We start from the raw sequence: 16,094 nt of genomic DNA, 5'->3' as shown, positions 1-16,094 counted from the left end.
CAGATTTAACAATTTTCAATACTTGAAAAGTATAAATCAAATTTCATGATAAATCAGTTTATCTCAAATTTTTCAGCGATGTTGTTATTGAACTGGAGTTTCAACAAATTTGAGTATCAGCCAAAAGGCAAAGGCGGAAGCCGTAGCCGAGGCCACCTGTTTATTTCCTTTAGGCCTTTTATCAATAGATAAATTTGCATCATTACTTTCAAAATTTATAATGTCAGAAATTCCTCTTACTACTCCAACAAAAATATGACCAGTGTTTCTCCCCTGAAAGGTTGTTATGACTTTTGCGAACCCGAAACCCTCTTTTTCAACTGCAGAAGTGTCTTCATAATGTTCACTTAATATCTTTCCGACTTCGGACAAATGATGCTCAACTATTTTTTCGCCTGAAGCAATAACTCCCAAATCAGCTTTTATACTCTTCTTCAACGTTTCATGGCCCTTGATTAAATCTTTCCAATCTGATTTTCTACGCTCCCGTTTTGCCAACTCCTTAAAAGTAAAACTTAAATTCGTTACATCTGGTCTGGCCGAAAAGCTCTCTAATTTAGATTTACCGCCTTCATAATAATAAATTTTTTCTGGAAAGACAACATCTCCAACATTAAAATCATTAGATTTTCTTGACCCTGCTATGCCAACAAAAAACATGCATTGTGGATGGAAATTCTGAATTGCTCTTTCGGTTTCGGCCGCTGCAGTGGCGTTTCCTTGGCCGCATTCTCTAATTATAACTTTGGCAATCCTTTTTCCATTATATTGAAATATACCCTCCTCATAACTTGTATCATTTTTGGTTGCATCTTTAATCGCTGTAAGATGCTCCTTAACCGCCAAGTATTCTTCAATGATAGCCGTTAAAATCACGACTTTAATTAAGTTGTCGCTTTCTTGTGTTTGAGAAGTAACTAATTTTTCTAAATTGTTTGTCAATGTATTTGCAATTGGTTGTGAATTATGGTCGTATTTCAAAATATTCTCGACAGTTGTACGATCAAAGTAAGAATTAAACCAGAAAGTGTCGAACCACTGATCACCGCCTCCTTCTCTATAATATACGTACTCTATCATTTTCTGAGAAAGTATCTTTGGTTCAAGAGGCATGATCGTATCAAATAACCTAATATTCCTTATATGTAACTTGATAACATTTTTGTTTTTCTCATCGTTATAGAAAGAAAAATAGTTTAAGTCAGCATCATCATAAATTGATTTAGAAATATCTACTTGCTGGGTGTAGTTTTCTTCGTCCTCGTCGTCAAAAAAATTTTTAGCCCCACCTGAATACCTTTCGAGACTAGCGTATCCCCAAATACCTTCCTTCACATTTTTATCAGAAGAATGCGAATAGAAAAAAATCTTAACATTTTTATGATAATCAACATTGTCAGCATTTTGAAGATAATTTCCACAACCGTCGAACATACATATAGTATACACGTCGTCTTTTTTAGAAAATTCGACAATGCGTTCTTTAAATCTCTCTTCAACAACAAGCAAAAAACCGCCTATCTCAGACTTCCGCAATAGTTTATTCAAATAGAGTTTTTTTACATTTTCTAATTTCTCGAAATCTTTCCACTCCAATACTTTTATTGCTTTACTACCTTCATCCAAACTTTCATTTTCTTTAAATACCTTTTTATCAGTAAATAGGATTTTCAAATTTGATGATGAATCATATTTTTGTAAAAACTGATCGTTTATTATAATGACATCATTGTCACTATTACCTTCTCTTGCGAGGTCAAAGTCGACTTTGCATTCTACCGTTAAATCTAACTTTTTTAACTCCGCAACTTCAGATTCATCTAAGACAGGAGACGTTGATGTTTCAGCAGGCAAATCGATGTTTCTTTCCTCCATATCTAAAATGCTATTTAAGGCCAGAGTATCACTGTCATTCGAAGATTTAAGTACATAATGCAAAGTTCCTGAGTCGTCTCCAAGGACCGAGGATTGCAATGGCATTTTAATTTCTTGAAACGGAAAGTAGAAAGTCAGAATATTCTTAACCAGAAATTGGTAGTCATAAGGATCGTTGCCTTGAAAGTTGGATAAATTTTTTGAAAAAATATAAAAATAATCGCTGTCGTTATATTTTGATCTTCTGGTGTGTATTATTCTGTATTCATTTTTTAGAAAGAGATTTATTAATTCATAGTTTGCAGAATGAATTTCCATTTCTATTCGACGATAATTTCTAAAAGAGCAAAAGTTTTCGCAGCGGTCAATTAACTTTTGCCGTATATTATTTTTATAGGCTCTCAACTGTTCCGTTGTAGTCAATTCCTCGCCAAAACATTTACGGATTTCATAATGATCTGTTAGGAGATTTTTCAATTCGATTTGCCCTGAATGTCCCTTTTTTATAATTACAGAGCCAATTAAGCATTCTTCTGGCGCTATACTACCACTAAACAAATCTCCAGTCGGATGTGTATAATTTCTAAAGGCCCCGAATGCTACTTTTTTGCCAACTTCGATTTCTTTGATAACCTTACTCAGCCAAACGTTATGCTGTTTGTAGAATTTCAAATAGTTGGCATCCGGATTCGGTCTTACTTTTCCTCGGAAACTAAGAATTGTTTTGTCATTTGTATTGAAGGTTGGGGCGCTCTTTTCCCTTTCCGTAGAATAGACATTTATTTTACGTAATAGGTTTTCGTCATTTGAGTTCGCCATTGATAACCTCCTCACTTTGAAGGACGGTTTAGGCATATGTAGTTAGGGCTATTTTACTAATTAGTTTGCAGAATAATTCTCTAACCAAGCACTGCCACCGCCTCGCAAGTTGGCGACATAACCATAGAATTTTTTTTGCGTATCCAGATTCGCAAACTTCACCAACCCTTTATAGCGTACGTATTTTCTCGATTCAAAAAAGGGTGGTATGAGATTATTTTGGAGACATAGTTTTATTAATGTTTGCTCAAAATTTGTCTTCGCATGTTTTTTGAGGGTGCAATCAAACTGTATCTGCATAGGTAGTCTGGTTAGGTTAAAAAGAAGTTATGTATGTTAAATATATATCATTTTTTTAAATTTAGCTTGACAAATACTTTTTTTTTGTAAATACCTTTGAAAACCAATATGCAGTAAGCAATGAAAGGCAGTTCTTGCTGTCCTGCAATCTAATAACGTTACTTTAAGCAGCGGGGGCTTTCCAGGCAATATAAAGGCATCGTTTCCAATGCCTTTACTCGCTCTTTAGGTGCTATTGATTAATAAAGTCCAGTGATCTTCCTTTCGCAAAATTTCCGCAAAGGTCCAAAGCCTTCTAGCTTCTCAACGGTGCGGTTCCGCCATACCGCAGGGGGGGATTTTTGCTTCATCATTCTTGAAAGTGCCCACATTTTGAAAATACTCGGTCACTGCATTATAGACACCGTATAGTGTACCCTTTGTTGTTACACCCTACTGGGTCGATTTGGAGATAGCATATTCAAATATGGTATCGTTTATATTTTTAAAGCAGGTGGGCAATTCGTCTTCCTACCATCTATCAAGTTAATATAGAGGAAATAAAAATTCTTGCCAGTAAATAAGACAGTACTAAAAATTGCCAGGGGCTATTTCTTTGCGGGCAACCTATTTTTGTTTACCGCCAGCCAATCCCTGTAGTGCTTATTAAATCCGTCAGTATTTAAAGAAGGGAAGTCTGCTTTTTGCTTTGTTAATTCAGAAGAAGCGCCAGTCGTATTTCTAAACACTCTTTGATAAGAAACCCCTTCAATAACTTTGCCCCCCAGATTATGTTTGTGTAGCAGTTCTTCATTGTAAAAAAGTCTGAACTCATCGTTTGTAACAGTGCTGATATTTTGCAGAATCGAAATGATTAGCGATCCGATATACAAATAATGCATTTGAACTTCTCTTGTTTCGTTGCTGTCAAATTCCGGAATTGTGATAACCCAGTTATTTGCACTGTGCATTTGCTTTTGGAAATGCCCTTTTTCAATAACTATGGAAATTTTCCTGCCGGTATTCAGTATTGCAGAATTAATCCTGGCTATCTCACATAGCGTTACCTGCAGAAAACTGATGAACTCCTCTGCTATTGGAGCCATCGATTCATTGTTCTCAAACTGCATGTGCCAGCTATTTTCCAAAGCTCTGAAATGAATATTTCTTACCGCTCCCACATCATTCAACGGGAAATCAACGAGATGATGATCCACAATTTTGATGAGAGAATCCCTATCAGGCGCTTCTTTATTCATCGCGTCAATTAATGGGCTGATTTGATCAGTCCATATAAAGCCCAGGGATTTTTTCAAAGATTCAACAAACTCATTCATTTCCGGATGCAACAAAGGGATTGCATGCATTATTGTGCCCATTTGGAATACGGCCTTCTCGTAATATTCATCGCCTGCCATATCAAAACCCTTCTCATCGAATTCTCTTTTGGCGTAGAGATAATGTTCAAAGTCATTTATACCAGATATCCATGCTCCGTGTTTATGATCAATATCCAAAACTAGGGACAATGCCTTTGGAAGGTATTTGTAAAGTTTGGGATCAGCAAAATGCCATGTATTCCAAAAAGCCACCAGAGAGTAGTATTTGGCGGCGAAAGTCATGCCTAATGCTTCATACATACTTGCGATACCTAAAAGAGAAATAATGTATCCTTCCTTTGTGTATTCAAGCCTCCATTTTTCCTTGGCTTTGTGAAACTGTTCCAACGCTAAAAGGTAGTTGGGTAGATCATGATGAGCAAGATAGAGTGCGCCTCTTTCAATGAAACTTTGGGCAGCTTTATGCCTAAGACCAGTTTTATCTGCATGCTCCTGAATCTCACCCATAAATTCATCAATCATTGGTATAAGGTCACCACCGATTTGATGTTTGATCAGCATCTTCGTCATCTCTCCCAACTGGTCATACAGGCCAGTCAATGAATAATATTGCGTTTTATCCAGTAACGGCGGAATTCTCCTGTAATATTCAAAGCCCGCTTTATACCCCTTGATTCGATCATTAAAATCCCACTGATGAGCAAGATGCCCCTGTATCTCCAGTATTTCGCATAGCCGATCAATTTTCTTTTCTTTAGCTGCTTCTGTTTCCAGATAATTTTTAATATCAGCTTCCCATTTTGTTACCTGATCTACGGGGAATGGTAGTCCCAATAACAATATCTGACTTTTGATCAATTGCAGGAAAGACACGTCGTCTTCTATATCTCTTAAGCGGTATGAAGGCTTCCAGTTGGCGATATAATAATTTATGAGCCCGATATCATCAATTACGGGACTGGCTGTTCTGTTTTGTTTTAAATCATGCCCTATCTTCAGGAAGATATATTCGTAAATCGCCTTACGCTTGTTTGCATCCGGGATATCACTCAACTCAATGTATTGAGTAAGTACACCTATCCAAAGAAGTTTGTGCCCTTCATCCATTTGATTCCATCTGCAATACCTCGCGCCGGCTATTGCTGCCTGGAATTCTCCAGGATAGAATTGTGTGATATCAGCTCCTCTAAATTGCTGTATTGCTTCGGGATACCATTGATCTTCCTTTTTACCCGCGCTGAGCAATACAGCATCAAGTAAATCTTTTGTAAGCTTTCTACCTTCTGGTTCATCTTGAATAGAGCGCATAAACACTTCACTGACCAGCAATGACGAATAGATAGTTGTTTTGGCCGCATCCAGTGGCAGGGGAAGTTTTGGTATAAGACCGCTTATTCTACCCAGGATATTTTCAACAGCTTCATTGGTCTCTTCGTCGTCGAATTGCCAGTTTATACTTTTGGTAAAAGCATCAAAATCTTCATCGGTAAGATTATCATAAATGTTTTTAGCCCTTTGCAGATCGCTTTTTAAATCAACGTTTTCTTTTAGCTCTTCCACTCTTTCGGCAATATACTCTCCGAGTATCTTTTTAACTCTGATCCTGATACGTTTGAGTAAATCGTCAGAGATGTTGCTCTGATTTTCATTCCATTCGGTTAGCAAAGCTGCATCATTATCTTTAACATCCCTTCCAACCACTGAAGCATTGGTTTCAAAATAAAAAGTTGTTTTATCAAAACTATATTCGCCTTTTACGTACAAAGAAAAAAAATGAGCAATGGCCTTTTTTATAGCTTCAGATGAAAAAGAAAAATCTGTGCTGTAGAGTTTGATCTGTTTGAACGTTACTTCGGATTTCGATAAATTCCTTGAAAAAATGTCGTCTTCAAAATCGCAGTAAATTTCTTCATCAGCTCCTGCAATCCTGTTTTCGATCCAGTCTTCCAAAGTTTTCAATTGTTGAAACGAGTAGCCCTTCTGTGCCGCAACGGCATCCCTGTTTTTTGAAAAAATATGGAGCTTGTGAGTTGACATCTTTAAACTTTGTCGCTTTCGCCTGTTTGTATTCTGTATTTTATTTAATAATTTGTAATAATGTAAAATAATTCTCAACTGCAAAGTTATGCCTAAACCTACTTTATCTGAGCAAGATCTAAATGAAGCAATGTGCAACGATATTTCCATCCAGACTACACCGACTGGACAAGGACTTCTGATCCTGATGTGCAAAGACAAGGCGACCAGCAGCAAACTGATGGATATTTTTCGGCATAACGCCTTCAATCTGCAAATTTCTATCAATGAAACCAGTGGAAATTATATTCTCCAATTTGATTTTATAGATACTGACCTTGCTTTCAGATTTGATACAGGAAAAGACGAAAAAAGCTACCCACCGCTTGCGAAGTTGAAGGACAATAACATAAAGTTCATTAGTACGGGCATATGGTTAGACATTACAGATAAAGGCCGGGCATGTGAATATAATTCGCCGCCATTTCGCCTGGTTAGCTTTGAAATCGGCGATGCATTTAAACAGGCAAGCGGAGTCCAGTTTGTTGCAGGTGCGTCAGACGAAGAGCCATCCGTTGTTGTACTTACTTATGACGATTACGATCACATCTTTGCCGCGGAAGCAGACGAGGCTTATAACAGGCTTTCAGAAAAAGCGAAAGCGCGCCCTCACCTGGAAATTAATCCTGTGGATGCAAACAAGGTCAACTTAAAAATCTGGGACATATTAAATGATCTTGACGTGAGGGTTGAAGGATTAAATTATTCGGCAGACCAACTGAAAGATTTTTTAGAAAAGACCGAAGAGAACCATTCCTTCGCTTTTGTGTTGGGCTTTGTTCCCTCAGATGGAGTAAGGGGTGCAATTGCAAAAACAAAGAGAGAAGATTTTGAGTTAATCACCCTTTATGGTTATACCCATAAAAAACTTTAAGACAGACCATGCCTCTATGTAAGTGCTAACATTATTATCTTAAGTTTCACCTCCTGGCCATTTTTTAATCAGGCTAATATTCCATGTTTCTATTTTTTGTAATTTGGCCGTTTATATTTTTTTATATCCGGCCAAAACAGTTTTAAATAGCAAATATTTGGCCGTTTATATTTTTTATATCTGGCCAAATCCATATCTTTAAGAGACAAAATTTATACGAGATGGAGGAATTGATTGGCCGGGAAATCGAAAAAGAGATTCTGGGTAATTTACTGAAATCAAAATCTGCAGAATTTCTTGCTGTATATGGAAGACGGCGTGTAGGTAAAACTTACATGATAGAAACCTATTTTAAAGGCAATATAACATTTCATCTTACCGGGATGTACCAGGCATCTTTAAAAAATCAATTGCTCCAGTTCAGCCTGTCACTACAAAAATCCAGTGGCGCTGCATTGCCAATGGTGGCTCCGTCGAGTTGGATTGCTGCTTTTAATGCGTTAGAACAGTATCTACAGCCTTTGTTAAGCAAAAAGAAGCTTGTGGTATTTCTGGATGAACTTCCCTGGCTTGACGGAAGAAAATCTGGTTTTCTTTCTGCTTTTGAACATTTTTGGAATAATTGGGCGAGCCGTCATTCCCAAATTCTCCTGGTAGTTTGCGGATCTTCTGCATCCTGGATGTTGCATAACATCATTCATAATAAAGGTGGGCTATATAATCGGCTAACAAGAACTATAGTATTAGAACCTTTTACATTGGCCGAGACAGAAGAATTTCTAAGGGCAAAGGGTTGCAAACTGGATAGATACCAGATATTACAACTCTATATGACATTCGGGGGTATTCCGCACTATTTGAAATCAGTAGACAAAGATAAAAGCCCTACCCAGGTAATTGAAGCAACCTGTTTCTCCAAACAGGGACTCTTAAAAGGAGAATTTGATAAACTGTACAACTCTTTGTTTGAACTCGCATCTAATCACATAAAAGTAGTCCGGGAACTTGCACGTAACGGAAAAGGTTTAACAAGGCAGCAGATAATAGAAAAGTGTGGCTTAAGTTCCGGTGGCAGGGCTACAATAGTAATTGAAGAATTGGAAAAATCAGGCTTCATCCAGCAATCTATACCATACGGAAAAGTAGTGAAAGACAGTGTATATCGCCTGATCGATGAATTTTCAATTTTCTATCTAAAGTTTATGGATAAACGAAAATCGGGTGACAGGTACTCGTGGTCAAAAGCAAGCGCAGAACCATCATATAATATCTGGTGTGGAATAGCCTTTGAAGCCGTATGCCTTAAACATGTTGAGCAAATCATTGAAGGCCTTAAAATAAGAAAGGGCGCAGAAGCCTCTGTATGGCGTTTTGTTCCAGCCAAAGGCAGTAAAGATAAAGGAGCACAGATTGATCTAGTTCTTGACAGGAAGGATGGGATTGTGAATCTCTGTGAAATAAAATTCTATAACAGTGCTTTCACGATAGATAAAACTTATGCCAGAACATTAGAACAAAAAGAGAGTGTATTTAAACAAAAGAACAGTAACGTAAGTACCATATTCATGACAATGATCACGACTTATGGCGTTAAAGAAAATGATTATTCAGATAAATTAATACAACAAAGCCTAGACATGAACACCTTATTCAGGCAATGAACAAAATAGGTTTTGGCCGCTTATAATTTTTTATATGCGGCCAAAACGCCAATAAGTTTAATAAAGACTTATGATTGATATTTAGTCAAGTCATTACCTCCATAAAAAAGAGTATTAATTTTATAAACGTGTTTGTAAGATTAAAGCGGAGGTGTGATATGGAAAATGTGAATCCTGAAAAGGTAGTCGAAATTTTAAAGCAGCATGATATGCAAATATCAATGGAAGAGGCGGTATTGATTTTAGCATTTATGCAGAAGCTGGCGAAAATAGTTATTAACCAAAAAGAAAAAGAATCATGACAGCAGATTTATATATACGGGTAAGTACAGACGAACAGGCTGACAAAGGTTATTCACAGCGAGACCAGGAAGATCGTTTGAAAAAATACTGCGATAATAACAAGATCAGAATTCGCAAAGTAATTTTTGAAGATCATTCGGCAAAAACCTTTAATCGTCCCAGATGGTCAGAGTTGCTGTTGAGTTTGAAAAAGCAAAAAAATGCTGTAGACTTTATCCTATTTACAAAATGGGACAGATTCAGTCGCAATGCAGGTGATGCATACCAAATGATAAATACACTCAGACACCTTGGTGCTGAGCCGCAGGCAATAGAACAGCCATTAGATCTTTCAGTTCCTGAAAATAAATTAATGCTTGCATTTTATCTCGCTGCGCCTGAAGTTGAAAATGATCGCAGGGCACTGAATGTATTGCTTGGTATGAGAAAAGCAAAGAAGGAAGGACGTTGGATGGGACCTGCTCCTGTAGGATACAGAAACAAAGTTGCTGAAAATGGCAAGAAGTACATAGCGCCGAGTTATCCAGATGGAGATATAATGAGATGGGTTTTTGAAACAATTGATGAGGGACAGTTTAACATTGAGCAAATCATGAAAGAAGCTTTCGCAAAAGGTATCAAATGTTCAAAGTCAAATTTCTGGAATGCATTAAGAAATCCAGTGTATTGTGGCCGCATCTATATATCAGCTTATAAAGACGAACCGGTAAAACATGCGCAAGGTCTGCATGAACCAGTTATTTCTGAAGCTTTATTTTACCGGGTACAGGATTATCTCAATGGCAAAAAAATTAACTACCGTACTAAGGTTGGAAGCCTTGATATTTTGCAATTAAGAGGTTATCTATTATGTCCTAAATGTGGAAAGGTATTAACCGGTAGTGCTTCCACTGGCAGAAATGGCAAATACTATTATTACCATTGCAATTCCGTTTGCGGAACCAGATTTAAGGCAGAAAATGCCAACCAGTTATTTTCAAAAGAGTTAAAAAGATTAATTCCAAAGCTAGGCATGGCAGAAGTCTATAAGCTTGTTATAGAACAAGAGTTTCGGTCAAAAGCAAAATTACAAAGAGCAGGTGTCAAAGAAATGCAGGACTCTTTGACAAAAGCCAATACGGAACTTTCAAATGCCCGTAAACTTTTATTGGCTGGCGATTTAGACACTTCAGATTATAGGATAATAAAAGGTGATTATGAAAAGAGGATAACGGCACTGGAAGCAGAACTGATGGAAATGTCTAAAGATACCAATGACATTGACAAACTGATAAACGATGCGTTGACATCCCTTGGGTCACTGGATGAGGTATACGAAACCAGCGATAATAAAGTTAAGCGGGAAATAATTGGTTCGATATATCCTGAAAAGTTAGTTTTTGACGGCTTTAATTTTCGAACCGCCCGGCTCAATGAGGCTGTTGAGCTGATATACAGTCTGGGCAAGGGTTTCAGCGAAAAAGAAAAAGGACAAACCGAAGAAAATTTCGATTTGTCCTGTTCAGTGCCCAGGACTGGATTCGAACCAGCACATCCTTGCGAACGCTGCGACCTGAACACAGTGCGTCTACCAATTTCGCCACCTGGGCATTCCATAGCTGTTTTGATCAACCGATCTATCAGCCGGGTTGCAAATGTATAACAAAAATCGTTGCAAAAAACTATCTTTTATTAGTTTTCCAGCCAATCATCACAACTCCTGCAATTACCAGCACCGTACCCACCACCTGCGCAGCAAAGATCCTTTCGCCCAGTATAAAATGCGCCTGTATCACGGTGGAAATAGGCCCGATACTCGAAATGATCGCCACATTGTTGGAACCCATTCTTTTTAAACCGGCCGATATCATAAAAGTGGGGATCACCGTGGCTACAATGGCCAGTAGCACACCATACATCCAGAAACGGTTGTCGCCCGATGCGATCACAGTAAAATTGCCGTTAATGGCAAAATGCAGCAATACACCTATCGAAGCCACCGTCATGGCATAGGCGGTAAATTTAGTAGCGCCCACCTGCGGTATCAGCTGTCCGCTGCCGGCAATAAAATAACCATAGGTAATGGCGCAAAGAAAAATAAGCAGGCTGCCCAGGTAAAAATGAGGATTACGGGCATCTACCTTTAGCTCACCTAAAAAAGCAATAGCAATACCGGTATAGGTAAGCACCAGCGCTGTCAGTTGCACCCGGGTGATCTTTTGTTTAAAGAACACAGCAGTGATCAGTACCGTAATGGTGGGATATAAAAAAAGTATCAGGCGTTCCAGCCCGGCAGAAATATATTGCAGGCCCACAAAATCCAGCAGGCTGCTGATATAGTAACCCATCAGGCCCAACAGCAGCAACTGCCACCATTGTTTTCGCGTAAGCTTTACATTCTGCTGCTGCCCGCTTTTATAAAATGCTACGGCCAGGTAAACCGGCACCGAACAGATCATGCGAACCGCCAGCAGGCTCAACGCATCGGCTTTAATATCAGCAAATGCTTTTTTAACGATCACCGCCTTGGTGGAAAATAAAATAGCACCAATAAAAGTGATGATAAAACCGGTGATTGATATTTTTTCAGCAGCCCTTTTCATTAATATATCGAATATAAAATGTCGAATATCGAATGTCCTTTAATACAAATAACATTCAATATTCGACATTCGATATGGTCACATTCGCTGTTATTACACGCTTACATTAAAATCCCGCAGCGCATCATTCAAACTCGTCTTAAGATCGGTACTTGGTTTGCGCTGCCCGATAATTAACGCACAGCCAACACCATATTCACCTGCAGGAAATTTTTTAGTATAACTGCCCGGTATCACCACGCTTCGTGCAGGCACCCTGCCTTTCATTTCCACCGGTTCAGCACCGCTCACGTCAATGATCTTGGTGGATTGCGTCAGTACCACGTTGGCACCCAGCACCGCTTCTTTTTCAACTATCACACCTTCCACCACAATGCAACGGCTGCCAATAAAGCAACCATCTTCAATGATCACGGGGCTGGCCTGCAATGGTTCCAGCACACCGCCAATGCCCACACCGCCGCTCAGGTGCACGCCCTTACCGATCTGTGCACAGCTGCCCACAGTAGCCCAGGTATCCACCATCGTGCCTTCATCCACGTAAGCGCCGATGTTTACATAGCTCGGCATCAACACCACATTCTTAGCCAAAAAGCTGCCATACCTCGCCACCGCATGCGGCACCGCACGCACACCCAGCGAAGCATAATCACTTTTCAGTTTCATCTTATCATAAAATTCAAACGGAGGCAAAGTATAGGTTTGCATCTGCTGAATAGCAAAGTACATCAGTATTGCCTGCTTCACCCATTCATTCACCACCCAGCCCTGGCCATCTTCCGCAGGCGATGCGGTACGCAACCTGCCCTTATCCACTTCTTCAATCACTTTTCTTACAGCATCGGCATATTTTACATCCTTCAGTAATTCCCTGTTGCCCCAGGCTTCATTGATCATTTCTTTCATGCTACTAATTTTTGGCAAATGTACAATGTTGATTCAATAACCGGAAAAGCATTTTAATCAATAACTTTGCGGGGCACATGAAAAAAATACTGGTCATACAAACAGCTTTTATAGGCGATGTGGTACTGGCAACTGCCGTGGTGGAAAAGCTGGGTCAGTATTTCCCGGATGCACAGGTAGATTTCCTGGTACGCAAAGGCAACGAAGCATTGCTGGCCAATAACCCGCATATCACCAACATACTTATCTGGAATAAAAAAGAGCATAAAACACGGAATCTTTTTGGTATCATTCAACAGATCAGGAAATCCAAGTATGATTGTGTGATCAACCTGCAGCGCTTTTTTTCCACCGGTTTGATCACGGCTTTTTCTGCCGCCAAAACAACCATTGGCTTCAATAAAAATCCCTTGAGTTTTTTATTTACCAAAAAGATACCACACATTATCAGTACCACAGCGCCCTATAAACACGAAGTGGAAAGGAACAACGACCTGGTAGCAGCATTTACTGATAACACTATTATAAGACCTAAATTGTATCCTGCTGCAAATGACGTTGAATCGGTAAAGCAATATACGCAGCAAGCTTTTGTTACCATGACTCCGTCGAGCGTATGGTTCACTAAAAAATATCCATACGAAAAATGGATCGAACTCATTGATAATTTACCTGCACGATATACAGTTTACCTGCTGGGCGGAAAAGATAATGCGGCAGAATGTGAAGCCATACAGTCGGCTGCAAAAAATAAGAACGTAACTGTTCTGGCCGGTAAATTAAGTTTCCTGCAATCAGCAGCATTAATGCAAAGCGCCGTGATGAATTATGTGAACGATTCTGCGCCGCTGCATTTTGCATCGGCCACCAACGCACCGGTCACAGCCATATTTTGTTCCACCGTACCGGCATTTGGTTTTACACCATTATCCGATGCATCCTTTATTGTGGAAACAACAGAAACATTGACCTGCAGGCCCTGCGGACTGCACGGAAAAAAAGAATGTCCATTGCAGCATTTTAAATGCGGCTACACAATAACCACGCAACAACTTTTACAAACATTACCTTCCTGATATGCCAGTAGGATTTGACAACGATATAGAAAAAAGCATCGCCGCCATGCAAAACGGCGGGCTCATCCTCTACCCAACCGATACCATCTGGGGCATTGGCTGCGACGCCACCAACGAAAAAGCAGTGGCTGCTATATACCGTTTAAAAAAACGTGCCGACGAAAAAAGCATGATTATATTAGTGGCAGAAGAAAAAGAATTACCCCGGTATGTAACACAGGCCGATGCAAAAGTGTTTGATTATATAAAAGGCATTCATAAACCTACTACGGTTATTTACGAAGGTGCTATCAACCTGGCAAACAACCTTGTAAACAAAGATGGCAGCATCGCAATAAGGATAGTGAAAGATGATTTTTGCAGGGAGCTCATCAGGCGTTTTAAGAAACCCATTGTTTCCACATCCGCTAATATTTCAGGGTATCCGCCACCGTCAGTATACAATGATGTGGATATAGTAATAAAAAACGGTGTTGACTATATAGTTCAACACCGCCAGGATGATTTAACTCCGTCAGCACCGTCTGCTATTGTAAAATGGAACGCCGATGGCTCTCTCACCATCATACGTTCCTGAAATATTATAACGTTAAGCCCACACCCAGTTGAATGCTCTGGCTTTTCCACTTATCCTTATCATCAATATCATTCAGGTTATTTAACCCTACCGCATAGCGGCCATATAACCTAAAGTGAGAAATATTCAACTGCACACCACCCAGCATACTAAAGTCGCCGCTCTTAAAAGCATCTCTTCCATTCTGTATAAAAGTATTGCTCTTGTTCATTAGTATACCAAACTGCGGACCAGCCTGCAGTGACAGCAGCTTGCCTACATTATAGTTGAGTAAAATAGGAATGGTAAGATATTTCAACTGTACACTGTTGAGTTTATTGAATTGATAGATCGAACTGAATTTATCAGAAGTGTCAACATTTACCTGGTTGAATAATACCTCGGGTTGAATAGCGAACTTTTTGCCCAGCCCCAGTGTAACAAAACCACCCAGGTGATATCCATAAGAAAAATTTTCTTTAAAGGTTTGGCCGGTTAATTTGTTCATAGTGGCGCCACCCTTTACACCTATTTTAATGCTTTGACTAAAAGCGGTGATGGTGGCCATGCTGATCGCAACGGTTAAAAGGAGTTTGATTTTCATAAATAAAATTGTTTTTAGTTGAAGAATACGTCCAACTTATATGCCAACAGTTATTTACGTACGGTAATGTTTTGTTAAGAGGATCAGAACGAAAAGCCTGCAGTAACAGCAAAGATCGCAGTGAACCTTTTGCCCGTTGTTTCAGGTAAATAATAGTCCAGGTAAAAGTTGGGTTGCAAAAAGAATTTACCAACGCCATAAGTAAAATCAAACGAAGCAGCAATGGATTGTACCTGGAACTGGTTGGTCGATTCTGTTTTTTTAATCCCTGCCAGTTTTCTTATACGGGGCCGGTCGAATATTTTATTGGTATGCGTTTGAGAGAATTGATCACTGCCCATATTCAATATCAACGAAGGAGTAAAATCCAGTTCATCATCTTTATCAAACAGTTTGTAAAAACTAAAATCATGTTCAATATTTACCGACGCAGAAAAATAACTTACTTTATTATCCGTGGAATCATTACCCGAAACAGTGAATGTAGAATCTCTTCCATTAGGCAGAGGCAACAGCAAGTGTACCGTTTTTGAAAAACTGGTATAACTGTATTCTTTATAATCGCCGTTGGCAAAACCGATGGCAAGGCCCGGTTGTATAATACCCTTTGCTTTTTTGATATAACCGTAAATATCATTTTGATACAAAGATTTGGTATTGTATTTATCACGGTCACTCAGGTAACGGGTATACGAAAGTCCCGCATTGATCTTATCGCCATAATAATCATACCCTGCAGTAACACCGGTTTGATACAGCTCTGCTTTATGAGCGCTGTCGGTAGTAATAAAACCGGTGACACCAAAATTAAAACCGCTTTTTAAACGGTATACAATGGAAGGCGTATAGATCATTTTATTATCCACCCCGGTGGCATTGGCAGCATTGTTATGACTGCTGAAAGCGCCATTGCCGATACCAACACTCACATCCAGCGAATTTTTAGATTGCTCTTTAAAAAGCTTCAGGAACTCATCATTGGCCATCATCGAGTCCAGCATAGCCTTATCTTTTTTAGACAGGGAATCCAGTTGCGCAATAGCAGGAACCGCAGATATCCATAGCAATAAGACAAGGTAAATTTTTTGCATACAATCCGGTGAGTTGGTTTGGACTCGGTAATTCAAAAATAGTTTAACAGCC

Annotated in this window: 11 protein-coding genes, 1 tRNA gene and 2 pseudogenes; 6 read left to right on the top strand and 8 right to left on the bottom strand. The window is 39.2% G+C overall.

Features of this window, described 5'->3' with window-relative positions:
• Positions 1–84: 84 nt before the first annotated feature.
• The 3 genes and pseudogenes from QM738_RS13290 to QM738_RS13280 all read right to left on the bottom strand — a co-directional run bounded on the left by QM738_RS13290 (position 85) and on the right by QM738_RS13280 (position 6,350).
• Entirely contained in the window at positions 85–2,730 is a 2,646-nt protein-coding gene (locus QM738_RS13290) for a 5'-methylthioadenosine/S-adenosylhomocysteine nucleosidase family protein (RefSeq protein ID WP_462277209.1), read from the bottom strand.
• Between the two features lie 567 nt (positions 2,731–3,297).
• Positions 3,298–3,408 (bottom strand): annotated as a pseudogene (locus QM738_RS13285) (hypothetical protein); the annotation flags it as partial.
• A 173-nt stretch (positions 3,409–3,581) separates the two neighbouring features.
• Positions 3,582–6,350, bottom strand: a complete 2,769-nt coding sequence (locus QM738_RS13280) for a hypothetical protein (protein WP_462277208.1) — start codon at positions 6,348–6,350, stop codon at positions 3,582–3,584.
• A gap of 88 nt (positions 6,351–6,438) precedes the next feature.
• On the opposite strand from QM738_RS13280, the gene QM738_RS13275 reads away from it, so the two are divergent.
• The 4 genes and pseudogenes from QM738_RS13275 to QM738_RS13260 all read left to right on the top strand — a co-directional run.
• Positions 6,439–7,263 carry a hypothetical protein gene (locus QM738_RS13275; RefSeq protein ID WP_462277207.1) on the top strand — a complete coding sequence of 275 codons (825 nt, stop codon included), beginning with the start codon at positions 6,439–6,441 and terminating at the stop codon, positions 7,261–7,263.
• Positions 7,264–7,484: 221 nt separating this feature from the next.
• Positions 7,485–8,924 (top strand): AAA family ATPase, encoded by a 1,440-nt coding sequence (locus QM738_RS13270; protein WP_462277206.1) that lies wholly within the window; start codon positions 7,485–7,487, stop codon positions 8,922–8,924.
• Positions 8,925–9,082: 158 nt separating this feature from the next.
• The gene (locus tag QM738_RS13265) at positions 9,083–9,226 is read left to right on the top strand and encodes a hypothetical protein (protein ID WP_462277205.1); all 144 of its coding nucleotides are present in this window, start codon (positions 9,083–9,085) and stop codon (positions 9,224–9,226) included.
• A pseudogene (locus QM738_RS13260) lies at positions 9,223–9,993 on the top strand (recombinase family protein); the annotation flags it as partial. The gene QM738_RS13265 and the pseudogene QM738_RS13260, both read left to right, overlap by 4 nt.
• A 739-nt stretch (positions 9,994–10,732) precedes the next feature.
• Here the strand turns inward: QM738_RS13260 and QM738_RS13255 are convergent.
• The 3 genes from QM738_RS13255 to QM738_RS13245 form a co-directional block, all read right to left on the bottom strand.
• Positions 10,733–10,816: transfer RNA gene (locus tag QM738_RS13255), tRNA-Leu, on the bottom strand.
• 72 nt (positions 10,817–10,888) lie between these two features.
• On the bottom strand, positions 10,889–11,809 hold the full coding sequence (locus tag QM738_RS13250) for a DMT family transporter (RefSeq protein WP_462277204.1): 921 nt from the start codon (positions 11,807–11,809) through the stop codon (positions 10,889–10,891).
• 93 nt (positions 11,810–11,902) lie between these two features.
• Entirely contained in the window at positions 11,903–12,715 is an 813-nt protein-coding gene (locus QM738_RS13245; protein ID WP_462277203.1) for a 2,3,4,5-tetrahydropyridine-2,6-dicarboxylate N-succinyltransferase, read from the bottom strand.
• 77 nt (positions 12,716–12,792) lie between these two features.
• Here QM738_RS13245 and QM738_RS13240 point away from each other — a divergent pair, with 77 nt between their 5' ends.
• Positions 12,793–13,791 carry a glycosyltransferase family 9 protein gene (locus QM738_RS13240; RefSeq protein ID WP_462277202.1) on the top strand — a complete coding sequence of 333 codons (999 nt, stop codon included), beginning with the start codon at positions 12,793–12,795 and terminating at the stop codon, positions 13,789–13,791.
• Position 13,792: 1 nt separating this feature from the next.
• The gene (locus tag QM738_RS13235) at positions 13,793–14,368 is read left to right on the top strand and encodes an L-threonylcarbamoyladenylate synthase (protein ID WP_462277201.1); all 576 of its coding nucleotides are present in this window, start codon (positions 13,793–13,795) and stop codon (positions 14,366–14,368) included.
• Between the two features lie 4 nt (positions 14,369–14,372).
• Here the strand turns inward: QM738_RS13235 and QM738_RS13230 are convergent, their stop codons facing one another.
• Together QM738_RS13230 and QM738_RS13225 are read right to left on the bottom strand one after the other, a co-directional pair.
• Complete coding sequence (locus QM738_RS13230; protein ID WP_462277200.1) at positions 14,373–14,951, bottom strand: porin family protein; 579 nt, start codon at positions 14,949–14,951, stop codon at positions 14,373–14,375.
• Positions 14,952–15,034: 83 nt separating this feature from the next.
• A complete protein-coding gene (locus QM738_RS13225; RefSeq protein WP_462277199.1) occupies positions 15,035–16,042 on the bottom strand; it encodes a hypothetical protein in 1,008 nt (335 codons plus the stop codon).
• Positions 16,043–16,094: the final 52 nt, after the last annotated feature.

Source organism: Ferruginibacter sp., assembly GCF_049840995.1.
Classification (GTDB): domain Bacteria; phylum Bacteroidota; class Bacteroidia; order Chitinophagales; family Chitinophagaceae; genus Ferruginibacter.
The sequence above is the reverse complement of the archived record's forward strand: the minus strand, read 5'-3'. Positions and strand labels throughout refer to the sequence as shown.